We start from the raw sequence: 18203 nt of genomic DNA, 5'->3' as shown, positions 1-18203 counted from the left end.
AGCAGAAAGAGATACTTTATTTGAAGCAGAGCAGTTCGGTTTTGGTTCAGACAATGGAAATTCACAGCATGAGGAAGATATTGCATCGGTAGTTACATCTATCGATAGCCGTCGTACAGGAACTCGCGGAGATGCAGCCGCAAGTCGTCAACTTGATGCGACTCAAATGTATTTAAATGAGATCGGTTTTTCTCCTCTTCTATCAGCTGAGGAAGAGGTGCATTTTGCGCGCCTTGCTCAGAAAGGAGATGAAGCTGGTCGTAAGCGCATGATTGAAAGTAACTTGCGCTTAGTTGTAAAAATTGCGCGTCGATACGTTAATCGCGGTTTGACTCTTCTAGATCTCATTGAAGAAGGTAACCTAGGTTTGATTCGCGCGGTTGAGAAATTCGATCCTGAGCGCGGTTTCAGATTCTCAACATATGCTACTTGGTGGATTCGTCAAACCATCGAGCGCGCAATCATGAACCAAACACGCACCATCCGTTTGCCGATTCATGTTGTGAAAGAATTGAATTTATATTTGCGCGCAGCACGTGAATTGACACAAAAGCTTGATCACGAGCCATCAGCAGAAGAAATTGCGGATCTTCTCGACAAACCAGTTGCTGATGTGAAGAAGATGCTTGGTCTTAATGAGCGTGTAGCTTCTGTTGATACACCGATTGGTGTGAATGGCGATAAATCGTTACTAGACACCGTTGCAGATGAAAATGCTTCGGATCCTGCCGAAATCTTGCAAGATAACGATTTGCAAGGTTCGATTGATGGTTGGTTGGATCAGCTTTCTGGCAAGCAGCAAGAGGTGTTGTCACGCCGTTTTGGTTTGCGCGGTTATAAGATGAGTACTTTGGAAGAGGTTGGTAGCGAAATCGGCTTGACCCGTGAACGTGTTCGCCAAATTCAAGTAGAGGCACTTAAGCGCTTACGAGACATTCTTGAAAAGCAAGGTTTGAGTGGCGATATGTTATTTAAATAGCCACTACTTGTTCTAGGTCCTAATATTATTTGCCGCCATCTGAATAAGATGGCGGTTTTTTTGTTTCTAATCGCAGCGTTATTCGCCGGTCTTGTCTTTAAATTCGCATAAATCTTCGATCATGCAGCTCTGACATCTAGGCTTTCGTGCCATACATGTGTAGCGTCCATGAAGTATCAGCCAGTGGTGAGCATCCACAAGAAATTCTTTTGGAATAACGCGTAATAAGCGCTTTTCGACTTCCAGTACATTCTTGCCCGGAGCGATCTTCGTTCTGTTTGCTACTCGGAAAATATGTGTGTCGACCGCCATTGTAGGATGGCCAAAGGCTGTATTAAGTACAACGTTAGCGGTTTTTCTTCCAACGCCAGGGAGTGCCTCTAGGGCTTCGCGATCTTCAGGTACTTCTGAGTTGTGTTGAGAAATGAGCATCTCACATGTCTTGATGACATTTTCTGCTTTAGCATTAAATAGGCCGATGGTTTTTATATAGTCCTTTAAGCCATCTACTCCCAGCGCGTATATTTTTTCGGGAGAGTTTGCGACAGGAAAGAGTTTGTCAGTTGCTTTGTTAACGCCTTTATCGGTCGCTTGGGCAGATAAAATGACAGCAATAAGTAACTCGAAAGGAGAGCTGTAATTCAGTTCTGTTTCAGGTTTTGGATTGTCGTTTCGAAAGCGTGTGAAGATCTCTGTGCGAATGCTTTTGTTCATTGTTAAAACAATTCTTGGTGTTTGTAATTAAAGTCAGCTAGTATAACTAAGGAAGCCTTAAAAACACGGCTATTTTTATGACATTGGGCATCTAGAATGCTTGTTTGTACATACCTATATCCACGTTTTGAGCGTTTCAATTACGTTATATATTCAGGAATAGGTTATGTCAGAAAGAGTTACAGGTAAGGTTAAGTTTTTTAACGAGTCAAAAGGCTTCGGTTTCATCGAGCAAAACGGCGGTCCAGACGTTTTTGTTCACTTTAGTGCAATCCAGTCTGAAGGCTTTAAAACCTTAGCTGAAGGCCAAGAAGTTGAGTTCACTGTAGGCCAAGGTCAAAAAGGCCCACAAGCTGAGCAGGTTGTTCCTAAGTAGGACATAACCCGATCGAAATTCTACGAACCCGCTATCGCTTGCGACAGCGGGTTTGTTTTTATCTGATAGACCAAAAATAGTATGGCACTTCAAGACTGTAATATTGTGCTCGGCGTGAGTGGTGGTATTGCTGCTTATAAATCTGCCGACCTTTGTCGCCAACTCAAGAAAAACGGTGCGAACGTACGCGTTGTGATGACGCAGGGTGCGTGTGCATTCGTCCAACCATTGACCTTCCAAGCTTTAAGTGGCGAACCTGTTTCTACAGCACTTCTTGATGAAGATGCTGAAGCAGGAATGGGGCATATCGAACTCGCAAAATGGGCAGATCTCATATTGATCGCACCTGCTAGTGCAAATTGCATCGCAAGAATAGCTAATGGCTTTGCGGATGATCTTCTCACAACGCTTGTGCTAGCGACCGAGGCGCAGATAGCGATCGCGCCGGCAATGAATCAAGTAATGTGGGCAAATCCTATTACGCAAAAGAATCTCCAGAATCTCATCGAAAGTTATGAGCAGCGACTCCAAATAGTAGGGCCAGCATCAGGCGAACAAGCATGTGGTGATGTTGGTTTTGGTCGAATGATGGAACCAAGCGATATTGTTGCGGCAATTTCTCAGGAATCAACACCGCGAGAATGTAAGTACAGAGTCGTTATTACGGCAGGGCCAACGCGAGAAGCGATTGATCCTGTTCGATATATTTCAAACCATAGCTCAGGCAAGATGGGCTATGCCTTGGCAGAAGCCTTCCATGCAGTGGGTGCAGATGTTTGCTTAATTTCCGGTCCTGTTAACTTATCATGTAGCAGTGGTATTGAACGTATTGATGTGACGTCTGCGGAACAGATGTATGAGCAAGCAATGCGACAAGCACGAACTGGATTAGATGTATTTATTGGTTCTGCTGCGGTTGCCGATTACAGGCCAATTGATGTTTCTGAACAGAAGATGAAGAAGACTGGTTTCGGCGATAATATTCAAATAGAGCTTACTCAGAATCCTGACATAATTGCTAACGTCTCTGCTATGCGAGAAAGTAGTCAGTCTCTAATTGTTGGTTTTGCTGCTGAAACAAACGATGTTATTCAGTACGCTAAATCTAAGCTTAAGCGGAAGAGCTTAGATGTCGTTATTGCGAATGATGTTTCGAATCAAGAAATTGGATTTAATAGTGACAACAATGAGGTAACTTTGGTTACTGTAGATGGTGAAGAATTATTGCCTTTGACATCTAAAGCTTCCTTGGCTCAAGAATTAGTGACTCGACTATCTGAAAAATTAAATCAAAAAAGAAAAAGTAAATGAAAACGCCATTACAAATAAAAATCTTGGATGACAAAATTGGGAATACTATTCCCTTACCTAGTTACGCAACTCAGGGTTCTGCGGGTGTTGATTTGAGAGCTTGCCTAGACGAATCGATTAACTTAGAACCTGGCCAAACTACCCTGATACCTACTGGATTGGCGATTTATATCGAAGACCCTCAGCTGGCGGCAACGATATTACCTAGATCTGGCCTTGGTCATAAGCATGGGATTGTTTTGGGGAATCTCGTTGGTTTGATAGATTCTGACTATCAAGGCGAGTTGATGGTTTCGTGTTGGAATAGAGGAAATACAACATTTTGTATAGAGCCGGGTGAACGTATCGCTCAGTTAGTTGTTTTGCCTGTCGTGCAAGTCGAGTTTAATCTCGTCGACGAGTTTAAAGAATCAGATAGAGGAACCGGTGGATTTGGTTCAACGGGTACAAAATAAGAGACACATTAAGTCGGGATGGATTCATGTTGAGGCTCAAGAAAAAGCACGCGCTGGTGAAAACTGAGAAGCGAGAAAAAGGTAAGGCAACAAGCAAAGGGAAGAGCAAGGTTGCAGATGATAATCAAGGCAAGTCCATCGCGGCCTGGAGCTTTCAGCCCGCAGCGATAGCTTTCATAAGTGTTATCGCGTTGGCTCTACTTATCGAACTTTACTTTGTGCAAAGTGTTGAGAAAGATCAGCAAAACGATATCAATCAAAATTACGCAAGTCTTGTTCAGAGCGACTTGAATTTTATGATTCAAGAACGTTTATATGCCTTAAAATCTGTCGCGACCAATAATGTATTGATGAATGGTTTCTCTAGCGACAAAACAAGTCATCAATTAATGAAGGCAAGTTTTAGTGACTTAGTAGGTCTTTATGTCATTCCAGAATCACAGCTTGGGCAAGCGCGTACTATTTACCCTGATTTAGGATATGCGAGTGTCGACGCCGTTAGAAAAGCGCAAGATATTGATAAACTAAGATTTGATGCGTTTTTTGACGGAAAGAGTTGGTTCTATCAAGCAGCGGTGCGTGTTGAGAACAATGATCCTGCTGTTGTTTTATTTGTCTTTGATTTGAGCGAGATATCGAAGGAAGTACAGATTAAAGCTCAAGCCTTGCAAGGTAGTCTCACCATCTATGGTGGAGTTGATCAATCTGCATCTAAAGTATTTTCTGCTGGTATTAGTGTTGGTGGAGAAGAGATCAGTAAATCTCTGAATATAGGTAATTGGCAGCTTAGATATCTGTCTAATTCGTCAGCTATTGTTGCCATAGATAGAACGCTGCTTTGGATTATGCTCAGCAGCGCTGCCTTATCTACGCTCGTGCTTGTTTATCTGGTATGCAGGTTTCGATTGCAAAAAGTTCATAGCGACGTGGTATTAGCGGATTCACTTGTGCAGTCAGCCATTTCTGGTGAACGAAAATCAACGCAGCGTTTGCATTTTTCCGAGACCATTTCACTTGTCACAAATGCTAATCAAGCGCTGTCGACGCAAGAGCAAAAGGTATCAAAGAAACCTAAAACATCAGCACCTGCGGCGGAAGAAGAGCTACCTGTAAATGAGCCTCTCGCCGAACTTGTTGTTGATGAAGAATTAGAGCCTGAGCACGACCTAAGTGACGAGCTAAATTTTGATGATTTGGACCTAGATGAGGAGTTGGGTTTGAACGAAACTACAGAAACTGTTGTTGAAGAAAAGACAACTTATTCAATCGAGTCTTCAATTTTCCGAGCTTATGATATTCGTGGAATCGTCGATGAAACTTTAACTGACGAAGGCGTCGAGTTAATCGGTCGAGCGCTTGCATCTGAAGCCTTGGCGCAAGGACAAAGTACTCTGTGTGTCGGTTATGACGGGCGCTTATCTAGCCGACCATACTGTGAGGCAATCTGCAGAGGTATTACTTCCGCAGGGGCTGACGCAATCGTTATTGGCCAAGTTCCTACTCCTGTTTTGTATTTTGCGACACATCATTTAAATACTGGAACTGGCGTTATGATTACCGGTAGTCATAATCCAAGTAACTACAACGGTTTCAAAATGATGGTAGCTGGCAACACGCTTTCCGGTCCAGACATTCAAGCCTTGTACAATCGTATCGTAAATGGTGACCTAGCTAGTGGCAGTGGCACGGTCAGTGAGCAAAATGTTGATGATGCCTACCAAGACACAATCGTTAATGATGTGGCTGTTGCTGCGCCACTTAAGGTCGTTGTTGATGCTGGTAATGGTGTTGCGGGCGAGCTTGCGCCTAAGTTGATTGAAGAGCTTGGTTGTGACGTGGTGCCATTGTTTTGCGAAATTGATGGAACGTTTCCAAATCACCACCCTGATCCAGGCAAACCGGAAAACTTACAAGATTTGATCGCGGCAGTTCAGCGAGAGAATGCCGATTTAGGCTTAGCGTTCGACGGGGATGGTGATCGGGTAGGTGTTGTGACAAACAGTGGCAAGATTATTTGGCCAGATCGTTTGTTGATGCTTTTCGCAAAGGATGTTGTCTCGCGTAATCCTGGCGCTGATATCATTTATGACGTGAAGTGTTCGCGTCGTTTGAATGGTTTGGTCGCAAGCTTTGGTGGTCGTCCTATTATGTGGAAAACTGGACACTCATTGATCAAAGCTAAAATGAAAGAAACAGGCGCCTTACTCGCTGGTGAAATGAGTGGTCATATATTCTTCAAAGAGCGTTGGTTCGGTTTTGATGATGGTTTATACAGCGCCGTTCGTTTACTTGAAATTCTTGGTATTGAAGACCGTTCGGCGGATGAAGTGTTTGCGGAATTCCCAGAAGATACCAGTACACCAGAAATTAATATCACCGTGACGGACGAAACAAAGTTTGAATTGATAGAAAAGCTTTGTGGGCGTGCTGCAGCATTTGAAGATGGGAGTGTCTCTACCATCGACGGATTACGTGTTGATTTTGCAGATGGGTGGGGGCTATGTCGCGCATCGAATACAACGCCGGTTTTGGTTCTCCGTTTTGAGGCAGACAACGAGTCGGCAATCGCACGCATTCAGGCGCGCTTTAAAGAGCAATTATTAGCTGTTGATAGCAGTTTAAATATCCCGTTTTAGTTAAGAGTTCGAATAAATGAGTTTAGATAAAGACAGTGCGATTCAAGTCGCTTCTGTATTGAATAAGGCTCTGCCTTATATCCAACGTTTCGCGGGTAAAACTATCGTTATTAAATACGGTGGTAACGCAATGGAAAACGAAGAGCTAAAAAACAGCTTTGCTCGTGATGTTGTGTTGATGAAATTGGTTGGTATTAATCCGATTGTTGTTCACGGCGGTGGTCCACAAATAGGTGATTTGTTAAGTCGTTTGAATATAGAAAGTCGCTTCGTTGATGGTATGCGTGTGACAGATGCTCAAACCATGGACGTCGTGGAAATGGTATTAGGTGGCTTGGTTAATAAAGAAATTGTAGCATTGATCAATCGCAATGGCGGTAAAGCAATTGGTTTGACGGGTAAGGATGCAGATTTTATTCGAGCTCGTAAGCTTGAGGTGAAGAGTGCTTCGCCAGAAATTCAGAAGTCCGAAATTATCGATATTGGCCATGTTGGGGAAGTTAGTCGAATCAACCCTGAAGCAATTGATATGCTTGTTCAAGGCGACTTTATTCCTGTAATTGCACCAATTGGCGTAGGCGAGAATGGCGTTTCTTACAATATTAACGCGGATCTTGTTGCTGGTAAGGTTGCGGAAGAACTGAATGCAGAGAAGCTGATTCTGCTTACCAATATCTCTGGTTTACAAGATAAACAAGGTGAGATTCTGACAGGGCTAAATACACAGCAAGTGGATGAATTGATAGCGGACGGCACGATTTACGGCGGTATGCTGCCGAAAATCGCTTGTGCTTTAAGTGCTGTGAGAAACGGTGTTAAAAGTGCGCACATCATCGATGGCCGTGTTAGCCACGCAACGCTACTAGAAATATTTACTGATGAAGGCGTAGGAACACTAATCAGTAACGTGTAATCGCGTCAGCTCTGGACTCGATTACCTCCTTCAAAACGCGCTGCGCTTAGCAAAGCTTCCGCGCGTTTATTAAAGCTCTTAATATCATCATTCTTGTTTAACTCTGCGACACCGCATGAAACAGTAATAGTGCCGAGCTGTAACTTCTCTGCACTGTCCGAGAGTGTTTGTTTTGCGAGACGTTGGCGCAAATTTTCTGCTACGGTAATTGCACCTTCAAGTTGAGTATCTGGTAAGAGCAGCGCGAAACTATACTCATCATAGCGCGCAATTAAGTCGTTACCCTTTAAGTGCTTCTTGAATAGTGTGGAGATAAATTTTAAGACTTTATCGCCAATCGTATCGCCAAACTTATCTCTGAATTGATCGAACTGATCGACTTCTAGAATAGCCAATGAAAGTGCTTCGTCTTGAGATTGACTCATAGATATGTGCATTGCTAAGTCTTCATCAAATGTAGCCCGCGTCGAAATACGTGTTAGAGGGTCTACGCTTGTTTCGCCACTCAATCGCGCTACTTCATTTTTTAGACGCTGCATTTCATTAGACATGCTTTCAAGTGACTCTTGCATTGCGCAAGTGGCGGCTTCTCGCTCTTTAGTATGCTCAATCAGTTGAGCGATCATGAGCTTAAGCTCAGCGATATCTTGCGTTGTATTCACTTCTGAGCTGATATCGTTTAACGCTTTACTGTAAACGCCCAGACCTTCACCCTCATGACGAGAGCGAAGTAAGAATTCGTTAATAACTTGTTTGACGCTATCACTTAGCTGATTCACTGTCGCTTCGTGTTGGCTAGCAATATGTTTTTGATATAACTCTCTATGCACATTAGAAGTAAAAGAGCTGCGATTTAAATCTAATAGATTGATTTCATTAACTAATTCCGCATTGCGCCCGCTGACATACTCATACCATACGGCATAGTTCTCGGGGGTTGTTGCAATATTACGTTTTTGCATTTCGGGTAGAGTTTGTTTTAGAAGGCTCACCGCAAGCCCGATATCACTACTTGTTTGCATCATATCTACGAAGTTAATTAGTAAAAAATTGAATCGGTATATTTAGGTATAGCATGATTTTAAAGTTCATTATAACTTTTATCGATAAGTGCTTTATATTTCTCAACTTTCTAAGTATTTGATGTTTGCTATAGTTTAGAGAGTACATAGATTTGGATGAATAAAAACAATGAAGCGTAAGTTGATAATTACAGCGGGGATACTGATAGTCGTTGGCGTGCTTTTGAAATTGGCTCTCGTGCTAATTTCAAACCAGGTGCTGGTTCAAGCCAAAGATGATTTGGTGAACGTTGGGTCTTTCCAATACTTAGGCGTGAAGACATCCTTGTTGGATGGCGAGATAGTTGTGTCTCAGCCAAGTTTCAAGCATTTTAAGTCTAAGCAAGACATATCGGCTGATGCGGCAACGCTTCATTTTGATGGTATTTTCGATTTAATCCTAAGCCTTACTCAGAAGCTTAGTGGAGACTATTCAGTCATCGAATCCGTTTCTCTTCAAGGTGTGGCCGTAAGCCTTCCATCGCAAACTTTAATCGATCACTTCAATGAGCAGACTTCAGTACCTGCGAATGCCTTATTCGGTTGGTTGAGCTGCGATGGCCAAAGCGTACCGAGTACACAGTTGTTTGAAGTTATTTCTGTCGCGGCTATTACAGGCAATGCTTCTGTTCAGAATCATTCAGATGACATAGAGCTTGAACTTGTTACTGATGACTTAGGTTCCTTAGCTATGCGCTTCAGTACAGCTCGTGGCTTAGATTTGGTTTCATTTCAATATATAGAAAATGGATATTTCAAGCGGCTCTTAAATAGTTGTGAATCTGTGGTCCAAGAGGACTTAGACCTAGCCGGATTCTCAATGTCCGTGATCGATGGTTGGAAAGCTCAGTTACTTCAAGAAGGGTTTCGTGTCTCGGATGCAGCCGCGATGGCATTGTCTGCTTATATCGCAAAAGGCGGAGTGTTGAATGTCAGCTTGTCTTCTCATGACATGGCGATTGAACAGGCTTATGGTTGGTTACCTGTCTTGGAATACGGTGGGACGCAGCTTACTGTGAATACGGATCAAGGCGTTGAACTTGGGCTTCAGAAATATGTTCCTGAACCGAAAGCTGAGCCGGTTGTTGAAAGTAAACCAGTGGAAATAGAGCCGCAATATTTGAACGTCGAGCTTACAGAGCTTGACGCGATGTTAGAAGAACGGGTGCGCATCACATTGCTGAATGGCAAACAATCCGAGGGTATGCTTAGTCAGGTTGATGAGCACTTACTTGTGATTACTCCTCTCAATGGAGACGGAAGTGTTTCGTTTACGTTTAAACGCGTTGAGTTAAGTGTCCTAGAGGTTTGGAAATAAATTCAATGAAATTGCATATTCCTAAGGAATTACACAGCTTTGAAACGCTGTTAGCGAAACTTGTCGGCGAAAATTCAATTAGCGCTAGTGATTCCTCTTGGGATCATAGTAATGAATCCGTGATTCGAGAATTAGAAAAGTGGTTTTTGGGTTTAGGATTTCGCTGTGAAGTAATTCCGGTTGATCAACAGGCGGGAAAGTACAACCTTATCGCGACGCTTGGAACAGGCAGTCGAGGTTTAGTGTTGGCTGGGCATACTGATACGGTTCCTTATGATCAGGCAAGATGGAACTCAGACCCTTTTAAGTTGAGTTTCTCTGAGGGCAAGTACTATGGCTTAGGGACATGCGATATGAAAGGTTTCTTCCCTATCATAGTAGAAGCCTTAAAGAGTATGGATCAAGCGGAGTTAAATGAGCCCTTAATCATTGTTGCGACTGCTGATGAAGAAAGCTCAATGGCGGGAGCGCGACTGATCGCTCAACAAGGTAAACTTCAAGCCCGAGCGGCAGTTATTGGGGAGCCAACAAGTATTCGACCTATTCGAATGCATAAAGGTATTCTCATGGAGGCGGTCGAATTTAGAGGTTGTTCTGGGCATTCTTCGAATCCAGACTTGGGGAATAGTGCCGTCAATGCAGTTCACGGATTTTTAGGAGAGCTTTTCGCATTTCGTTCGCGTTTGCAGGCAAACTATCAGAATGCGAATTTTGAAGTTTCGGGACCTACATTAAATGTCGGTGCAATACATGGGGGAGATAGCCCTAATCGGATTTGTGGACACTGTCAGATGAATTTTGATATCAGACCGCTTCCTGGGATGTCCGTTTCTTCACTTCATGCTGAGATAGATGCGTTAGTGAAACAGACAGGCTACAAATACAAGATCGATGTAAAACATCGCCATATGGTAGAGCCAGTTCCAGCCTTTGAAACGTCACGTGATGCGGAGCTAGTTAAAGCTTGTGAACGCTTAACTGGAGTTCCAGCAGAGGCGGTAGCTTTTGCAACGGAAGCCCCCTTCTTGAGTGGTATGGGAATGGAGACAGTTGTAATGGGCGCTGGATCAATTGATCAAGCTCATCAACCCAATGAGTTTCTTGCCGAGCAACAAGTTGGAGAAATGGCTAAGGTCCTTTCGTCGCTGATCAATAGTTATTGTATCGCGCAGCCTTAGTACGAGAGATAATAAAACATGCAAGATTGGATTAACTGGTTTCGTCACGCTTCACCTTATATCAATCAACACCGAAATCGCAGCATGGTTTTCGGCGTTTGTGGTGAGGCGATTGAGCATAAGAATTTTATTAACATCGTTCATGATATTGCTTTGCTATGTAGCCTAGGTATTCGTGTGGTGCTGGTCTTAGGAGCACGTCCTCAGATCGACAGAAATTTAATGTCGCGTGGTTTGAGTTCTGTTGTTGAGGAAAACCTTAGAGTTACGAGTAAGGAAGCACTTCCTAGCGTGCTCGAAGCATATGGCAAGGTAAGAAGTGAAGTAGAAGCCTTACTTTCTATTGGATTGGTCAACTCACCAATGCATGGCTCTTCGATTAAAGTGGTGAGTGGTAATTTCATTTCGGCGAAGCCTATGGGGGTCTTAAACGGCATTGATTATGGCTGGACCGGAAAAGTGCGTAAGGTTGATAGTGAAAGTATTAACGGTCACTTAAAAAGCGGTGCACTGGTTCTTCAAACAGGGCATGGTTACGCAGTGACCGGTGAAATTTTTAATCTGTCTTATGAAGAGTTAGCAACAGATATTGCCGTGGCACTAAATGCTGAAAAGCTCATTATGCTGGGTAGCGACAAAGCGATAGATGATGGGGCGGGTGAAACCTGTAGACAGATAACCCCGGATGTCGCACAGTCATTAGTCTCTTCGACAAGCGACGATGATAACGCAAGGTTATTGGCATTAGCTCAACGTGCTTGTGATCTTGGCGTTAAGAGAACTCACCTTTTAAGTTATGCCTCTGATGGTGCGATTCTTGAAGAACTATTTACGCGAGATGGTATTGGTACCATGGTTAGCGCAGAAAGTTATGATGAGGTAAGAGCCGCCACCTTGGACGACTTAAATGGTATTCAAGAATTGATTCAGCCCTTAGAAGAGCAAGGGATTTTAGTGCGTCGCTCTCGTGAAGTTCTCGAGACCGAGCTAGATGCATTTACCGTTAATGTTCGCGACAATGCTATTATCGCGTGCGCTGCTCTGTACTCATATCCTGAGGTAGGGTGTGCAGAATTATCTTGTTTTGCTGTCGACCCTGAGTATCGTAAAGAAGGGCGTGGTGATTACATGCTTGAAGAGATTACAAATCAAGCGAAAGCTCAAAATCTTGAGTATTTGTTCGTTCTAACCACTCAGACGGAGCATTGGTTTTTAGAACGAGGTTTTGAGATGAGTGCTTACTCGGAGTTGCCTGATTCAAAGCAATATGACGTGAGCCGCAAGGCAAAAGTTTTAAGGAAAAAACTGAAGTAACGGTCCAATGATCACAGAACGAAGAACCCAAGAACGTATATCGAGTGAACAAGCCGCCACGCTGTATTTAGAATCTGGTGAAAGCTATGCCTGTGTTATTGCCGACTTTTGCGGCCAAGGGATGTATATCACTTACACGCCCAATGCACTTGGTTTATCTGAAGATAATCGCGTCATACGTGTGGGTTTTGTCGATGAGTTAGGGAAAGAACTTTTTGTAAACGCTGAGCCAAGACACGTGACATCGCAGGCGGCTGGTTTGCGTTTTTTAAACAGCTATCCTCACGTCGTAGAAAACTTAACTAAGCGCTTTGCTAACCGAGAAACGCCTGATATATCAGCTGTTCATCGCCTGGTGATCGAGCGTTGTTTACAGCAATCAGATATAGCGATTACGGCAGCGTTAGAGGGCGTTCTTCCAGAAATCGTACAGTCATTCCAACAATCTGCAATCAAAGCATCGACTGATCAAGATGCAAATGCGCGCATGAGCATTGCTGAGCGCGTTGAGAAGCATAGTTCGAGTATTATTTCCAAAGCTCGCAACGATATTCTTAGCTTTGACAGCTTAGCTTTAGAGTTTTCTCAACACGAAGAAAACGAGTCGAATTTAAGTATTATCGAAAAAGTAGAGTTTGAAGATTGGTTAATCGCGCGGGTGCTCATTACGCGTTTAGAATCGCACTTTCGTACAGATTTATTGCTACTAAAAATGCGCACGGATGCAATGAATTATCATAGTCCGATTGCGAGCAGTAGCCCCTTAGGTCCAGAACGAGCGGTTTACGCATTTCGTTCAGCGATACATCATTTCGTTAATGACCCAACTCTGGAAAAGCTTGCATTCAAACTATACGAAAAGGCATTGCATGGTGTGCTGGATGAGCTATATCAAAAGCTCAATAGCACGCTTGAAGCTGAAGGTATTCTAGCGGATAAGAGTCTTAGCTCTCTGGCCAAAGAGAAAGTTGTTTCACCCGATCTGCCAGAAAGCAAAGACTCCGAGCCTTCGGTAGAAGACGAAGCTCTTAATGATTCAGCTCAGACTACTGCATCAAATGCGTCTGTTAATTCAAAGCCCGCTTCAGAAACAAGTGGCCCTATTGTCGACTCTGTTTCTGAAAGCAACTCTTCTCAACAATCGCCCTCGTCCTCTCAAGCTAACAGGCCTTTTGGATATCGCCAGCAATCATTGAATCATGCTGGCGTTGATCAAGGTAATATTTCTGCTAGCAACATTACTGGTAAATCAAGTCCTGTCGAGCCAGGTGTTGACCAAGAACAGATTAAAGAAGCTCAGTCCTTTTCAATTTTTAGAAATATCTTGAGTAGCTTCCCATCTAAGAAGACCGCACAAATTGATTATTCTGTCTCAGCTTTTAGTTCGAATGAGTTGAACGAAGGGCTTGCGCAGAAGCAAATCCCAACACGTTCTCTTGATAGCGACGGTGAAGCCTTAAGCTTATTGTCTCGTGTTCTTCAAAGCTTAAATACTGGAGAAGATGAAGAGAAAGCTCTATCGCATGAGCAACAAGGACAAGTAGACGTTATTGATCGTTTCTTTGGATCATTACAAAATAATCCGCGTATTAGCTCTGAAGGCAAACAACATCTGTTTCGATTAGAAATACCAGTTTTACGCCAACTTTTGGAAAACGATACTTTCTTTGAAGATCAAAATAGCCCTCTTCGTGATGTGCTTAATCGTATTGCCAAACTCGGTGCACAAGGCAATCGTTTGGGACGTGTAGGGCATCAAAAAATTTCAGCGTTGCTTGAACGAATTAATACGGAGTTAAATGAAACCCCGGGCGTTATTGATGAGGTTAAAACTGAACTCGATGCGCTAATGGTCAAGCAGCATTCTCAGTATCTGAAAAATGTAGAGCGGGTTGCTACGGCAGCGGATAATGCACATCGATTAGAAGATATTCGTGCTGAATTAGAACAACGCATAGTGTATCTCCTTGATGGGGACGTACCTGTTGCTGTCGAAGAAATGCTGAATTCGGGTTGGTTAGACTTTTTGCAGTTAGAAGCTGTTAAGCATGGCATTGATAGCGACCAAGTAAAAAATGGCTTTCAAGCCTTAAATGCGTTGATTCAATTTGGCCGAAAGCCCGAGAGTGGATTTGAGGCTAAGAAATACGTTCCGTTTATTCAACAAGGATTAATGCAGATTTCAGGCGGGCAAGATGTTGCGAAGTCAGTCCGAGAATCTCTTAAAAACTTAGTGCTTGATGCTCAGCATAATCAGCACAAGATGATTCCTGGACAGACCTTGCCACTCGTGAGCGATATTAAGAAAGCCGATCGAGAGAATACCAACAAAGAAAAATCAGAACGCTTGGTTCCGTGGATTAAGCGTGCGAAATCTATCCCTCTAAATGCTTGGATGAGGTTTGACAAGGATGGTGAGTCGACTCAATTCATTCGTTTAGTCTGGATTGCGAAAGGATATAGCAAATTTGTTTTTGTGAATCACCAAGGTTTAAAAGTTATAGAACTTGGGCTTTTGAAATTGTCGGAATATCTAAAGCTCCAATCGATTACTCCTGACCCTAATTATGATCAGTCTCTCGTTAAACAGGGGCTCGATGATATGGTTAAGGATGTTTACGAGAGACTTGCGTTAGGCGCATCGACAGATCAACTAACAGGCCTTCAAACTGAAGATGAATTTAGAGGGAATGTTCGTCGCCGAATGCAAAGCGGAGAGAGAACTTCCCCGTGTGCGATGATGCTAATTCGTTGTCTGTTGGGTGAATTACCCGAGAGTTTAGAGAATAAAGCCGTAGAAGCGATTGGCGAGGTTCTTCGTAATTTTGAGGCAGATCAAGCATCGGTCGCACGTCTAAATCGCTATGACTTTGCGATATTTATTTCTGGTAAAACCCTGAATGAACAAATTGCACAAGCAAAAGAGATTGCGGGGCGTACAGCACAGATTGGTGTCGAATTTGATACGCCGTTTGTTGTGTTGTCGAGTGAGGTGCGGGGCTATCTAGGTTTTCATAATGAGCGCAGCTTGTTATCGAGTGCTGAGCAGAGCCTAAGGAAGATTGATCGTAAAGTATCTGGCGATGTTCAGGTTGAACTTTCTCAAACAGAAAGCGCATCTTCTCGATTTGCGATTGATGATTTGTCGTATTTCCAGGTGATGGCACAGCCTGTTAAAAACCTTTCGAACAATCCTATTTCAGACCATTTAGCGTTGAGCTGTATCGAGTCGGATGCGGACAGTAACTTTCTAGCAGTAAACAAAGACGAAGGAGTGAGCATTAACTCCTGGTGGTTGAACTACATCGATGCTCGCTTAAATCAAAATGATATAGGTGTTGGCAGAATTCCAATACATAGTTCAGCATTTTTTGATGAGAATTTTAGTCAGTCTTTGCAGAAGGTATTGATGAAGGGGCATATAGCCGCAGATGATTTGTGGTTTGAGATATATGACCTAGACAGTGTGTCTAATCCTTATTTAGTAGCTGATTTAATGATGGATCTTCAGAACTTAGGGGTGAAATTTAGTCTGGCTGGATATGGAACTAAGCAATGCTCGCCCGACTTAGTAGAGTTGTTACCGATTGATTCGGTGACGATGGCAGCGAATACTTTGCAGTCTTCGCAAGAGTTAGAAGAGACTGAGCGATCACTGATTGAGTTGGCTCAACACTTCGGTAAATTGGTGATTGTTTCTAATGTTGATTCAGCTATTGCGATGCAAAAAGCAAAAATACAAGGAGCCGACTTCGCTCAAGGAGAGCGAGTCGGGCCAGCAAAAGAGTACAGTTAAGGACTAAGCTTCTTTAATTTCGTAGCTGTGGGTGATTTCTACATCAGCTTTTTCAAGCATGATTGAAGCAGAGCAGTACTTAGTAGCTGAAAGTTCTACAGCTCTTTTAACAAGGCTCTCTTTAAGCTTTGTTCCAGTAACAGTGAAATGGATATCGATTTTTGTGAACACGCTTGGAACTTCATCAGCGCGCTCGGCCGTGATGTTAGCAACACAGTCAGTGACGTCTTGGCGAGACTTTTTGAGGATGCTCATTACATCAAAGCTAGTGCAGCCACCTAAGCCAAGTAAAATCATTTCCATTGGACGAGGACCTTGGTTCTTGCCACCATGATCTGGAGGACCGTCCATTGTGATTGTATGGCCGGAACCAGATTCTGCTACGAATTTAGCGTCGCCGCCCCAACGTATTTCTGCTTTCATAAAATTGCCTAAATAATGCGTTTAACTATGGCGCGAGAGTACCACAAAACAGAGTTTATTTTTATAAATGTGTATTTGATTTATTAGTCTATACTTTTAACTATCAATAAGTTGCCGAGAGCAGTTAAACATCGACAAAGGTGTTATTCGGTCTTGAAGGCATAATATAAAAAAGCGAAGTGAGCCGAGTAGCTCGTTTGCATATATGCATAAAAAGGTGTGTCGAATGTCCACAATCTTAAAACCAGTAGAAAGTAAAACTAAGCACTTGGACTTTTTCTTAAGTCAGTGTCACCGCCGTAAGTACCCAAGCAAAAGTACGATTATTTATGCCGGTGATAAAAGTGATTCTTTGTTCTATATCATTAAAGGCTCAGTTACTGTCATTATTGAAGATGATGATGGTCGCGAGATGATCATGGCTTACCTGAATACTGGTGATTTCTTCGGTGAAATGGGCTTGTTCGATAACATGGACTCGCGCAGTGCTTGGGTCAAAGCGAAGACAGAATGTGAAGTAGCTGAAATTAGCTATACCAAATTTAGAGAGATTTCTAATCAAGATCCTCGTATTCTTTACTTCATTGGTGAGCAAATGGCGTCCCGTCTACGCCAAACTACTCGCAAAGTTGGAGATCTAGCTTTCCTTGATGTGACAGGACGTGTTGCAAGAACACTACTTGATCTGTGTAAGGAGCCAGATGCGATGACTCACCCAGACGGCATGCAGATTAAAATTACGCGTCAAGAAATCGGACGTATCGTTGGCTGTTCTCGTGAAATGGTAGGTCGAGTACTAAAGACACTTGAAGAGCAGGGTCTCGTTCAAGTGAAAGGTAAGACGATGGTTGTATACGGCACGAGATAGACGTAAGCGACATATGAAAAAAGGCGCATTTTGATGCGCCTTTTTTGTTTTTGGCTTTTAGAACTATCGTACTTGAGTTGTCGTAGATCCTTGAGACGTCCAGTCAGAGATATAAATACTTCCGATCGTGCTCGGGTCGTTCAAATCATCCCCACCGATATTTTCAAACTTCAGCAAGTCGATCTGAAGGTCTCTATCATGTTGCACGCTTCCATCTGAATTGAACGTTGCTTCATGTTTAAAATTGCTTTTGTTGTACTGAATCTGACTGAAGGTATCAAAAGAGGCTGCGTCACCCACTACGCGTTCATTAGGTTTAACGATAGCTTGTAGGTTTGGGTCAAACTCTAAGTCAGGACGCTCTCGCTGGAACTCTTCCGTCAACTGATCTTCCAGTGATTTTATCGTCGATTCGGCAGATTTGATGGATGTATCGTCAGTGGACTCATTTTCGGGAGGTTCCTCATTCTTGCCAAGAGCTTCGACACGCAAGCCCGCAGCAGTTGGTCCGTATATTTGGAGTAGCCCGCTTCCAGAGTCTAGCGCTAGATCACTCATGTCATTTTCAGAAAGCGGCTCAACCGCATAGGCAAAAAATGAGAAGCTCATCAATAATGTGAATGTTGAGTATAAGTATTTCATTGTAAATTGCTAGATTGTCGTTATATTTAGTTAACCAGTTGGGCAAGATTTAAATTTTCGCGAACACACACTAAAAAAAATCTCGACTACCCTTTTATTCCACCGTTTGTGTTCGTTCCGAAAGGTCGGAACAAATATTACATTTGTTTAAATTATGAGCAATTTGGCGCGGAATTGGAATGTTTTTGTCGGCCATTTCAGTACATTTTGTCCATATAT

Annotated in this window: 15 protein-coding genes; 11 read left to right on the top strand and 4 right to left on the bottom strand. The window is 43.0% G+C overall.

All coding sequences use genetic code 11. From position 1 onward, the window contains the following. Nucleotides 1-100 precede the first annotated feature (100 nt). Nucleotides 101-979, top strand: a complete 879-nt coding sequence (gene rpoS, locus A3739_RS00225; protein WP_231876960.1) for an RNA polymerase sigma factor RpoS — start codon at nucleotides 101-103, stop codon at nucleotides 977-979. A gap of 78 nt (nucleotides 980-1057) precedes the next feature. Here the strand turns inward: rpoS and nth are convergent, their stop codons facing one another. Further along, nucleotides 1058-1693, bottom strand: coding sequence for an endonuclease III (gene nth / locus A3739_RS00220; protein WP_068475512.1), 636 nt, complete (start codon nucleotides 1691-1693; stop codon nucleotides 1058-1060). A 166-nt stretch (nucleotides 1694-1859) separates the two neighbouring features. Between nth and A3739_RS00215 the strand changes: the two genes are divergently transcribed. The 5 genes from A3739_RS00215 (at nucleotide 1860) to argB (ending at nucleotide 7384) form a co-directional block, all read left to right on the top strand. After that, nucleotides 1860-2069: a cold-shock protein gene (locus A3739_RS00215; RefSeq protein ID WP_068475510.1), complete on the top strand. Its 210-nt coding sequence runs from the start codon at nucleotides 1860-1862 to the stop codon at nucleotides 2067-2069. Nucleotides 2070-2150: 81 nt separating this feature from the next. Continuing rightward, nucleotides 2151-3380, top strand: a complete 1230-nt coding sequence (coaBC, locus tag A3739_RS00210; RefSeq protein ID WP_068475508.1) for a bifunctional phosphopantothenoylcysteine decarboxylase/phosphopantothenate--cysteine ligase CoaBC — start codon at nucleotides 2151-2153, stop codon at nucleotides 3378-3380. Continuing rightward, a complete protein-coding gene (gene dut, locus A3739_RS00205) occupies nucleotides 3377-3835 on the top strand; it encodes a dUTP diphosphatase (protein WP_068475506.1) in 459 nt (152 codons plus the stop codon). The genes coaBC and dut overlap by 4 nt, the downstream gene beginning before the upstream one ends. A gap of 56 nt (nucleotides 3836-3891) precedes the next feature. After that, entirely contained in the window at nucleotides 3892-6471 is a 2580-nt protein-coding gene (locus A3739_RS31285; protein ID WP_369819840.1) for a phosphomannomutase/phosphoglucomutase, read from the top strand. Nucleotides 6472-6487: 16 nt separating this feature from the next. After that, nucleotides 6488-7384, top strand: a complete 897-nt coding sequence (gene argB, locus A3739_RS00195) for an acetylglutamate kinase (RefSeq protein ID WP_068475502.1) — start codon at nucleotides 6488-6490, stop codon at nucleotides 7382-7384. Nucleotides 7385-7389: 5 nt separating this feature from the next. On the opposite strand, the gene A3739_RS00190 is transcribed toward argB, so the two are convergent. After that, nucleotides 7390-8409 (bottom strand): GGDEF domain-containing protein, encoded by a 1020-nt coding sequence (locus A3739_RS00190; RefSeq protein WP_068499693.1) that lies wholly within the window; start codon nucleotides 8407-8409, stop codon nucleotides 7390-7392. Between the two features lie 220 nt (nucleotides 8410-8629). Here A3739_RS00190 and A3739_RS00185 point away from each other — a divergent pair, with 220 nt between their 5' ends. From A3739_RS00185 to A3739_RS00170, 4 genes are read left to right on the top strand one after another with little or no spacing between them, the layout of a single operon-like run. Next, nucleotides 8630-9763 (top strand): hypothetical protein, encoded by a 1134-nt coding sequence (locus tag A3739_RS00185; protein ID WP_156502189.1) that lies wholly within the window; start codon nucleotides 8630-8632, stop codon nucleotides 9761-9763. Between the two features lie 5 nt (nucleotides 9764-9768). Continuing rightward, nucleotides 9769-10941, top strand: a complete 1173-nt coding sequence (argE, locus tag A3739_RS00180) for an acetylornithine deacetylase (protein WP_068475495.1) — start codon at nucleotides 9769-9771, stop codon at nucleotides 10939-10941. Between the two features lie 18 nt (nucleotides 10942-10959). Continuing rightward, nucleotides 10960-12255, top strand: coding sequence for an amino-acid N-acetyltransferase (gene argA / locus A3739_RS00175; RefSeq protein WP_068499690.1), 1296 nt, complete (start codon nucleotides 10960-10962; stop codon nucleotides 12253-12255). Between the two features lie 7 nt (nucleotides 12256-12262). Beyond that, nucleotides 12263-16051, top strand: a complete 3789-nt coding sequence (locus A3739_RS00170; RefSeq protein WP_068475491.1) for a DUF1631 family protein — start codon at nucleotides 12263-12265, stop codon at nucleotides 16049-16051. 3 nt (nucleotides 16052-16054) lie between these two features. Here A3739_RS00170 and A3739_RS00165 read toward each other — a convergent pair whose 3' ends face one another. Beyond that, complete coding sequence (locus A3739_RS00165; RefSeq protein ID WP_068473867.1) at nucleotides 16055-16474, bottom strand: OsmC family protein; 420 nt, start codon at nucleotides 16472-16474, stop codon at nucleotides 16055-16057. A 226-nt stretch (nucleotides 16475-16700) separates the two neighbouring features. Between A3739_RS00165 and crp the strand changes: the two genes are divergently transcribed. Further along, on the top strand, nucleotides 16701-17342 hold the full coding sequence (gene crp, locus A3739_RS00160; RefSeq protein WP_068473863.1) for a cAMP-activated global transcriptional regulator CRP: 642 nt from the start codon (nucleotides 16701-16703) through the stop codon (nucleotides 17340-17342). Between the two features lie 63 nt (nucleotides 17343-17405). Here crp and A3739_RS00155 read toward each other — a convergent pair whose 3' ends face one another. Beyond that, entirely contained in the window at nucleotides 17406-17984 is a 579-nt protein-coding gene (locus A3739_RS00155) for a hypothetical protein (RefSeq protein WP_068473860.1), read from the bottom strand. Between the last annotated feature and the right edge of the window lie 219 nt (nucleotides 17985-18203).

It is taken from the genome of Oleiphilus sp. HI0067 (assembly GCF_001635735.1).
This window is presented reverse-complemented; position numbering and strand designations above follow the sequence as displayed.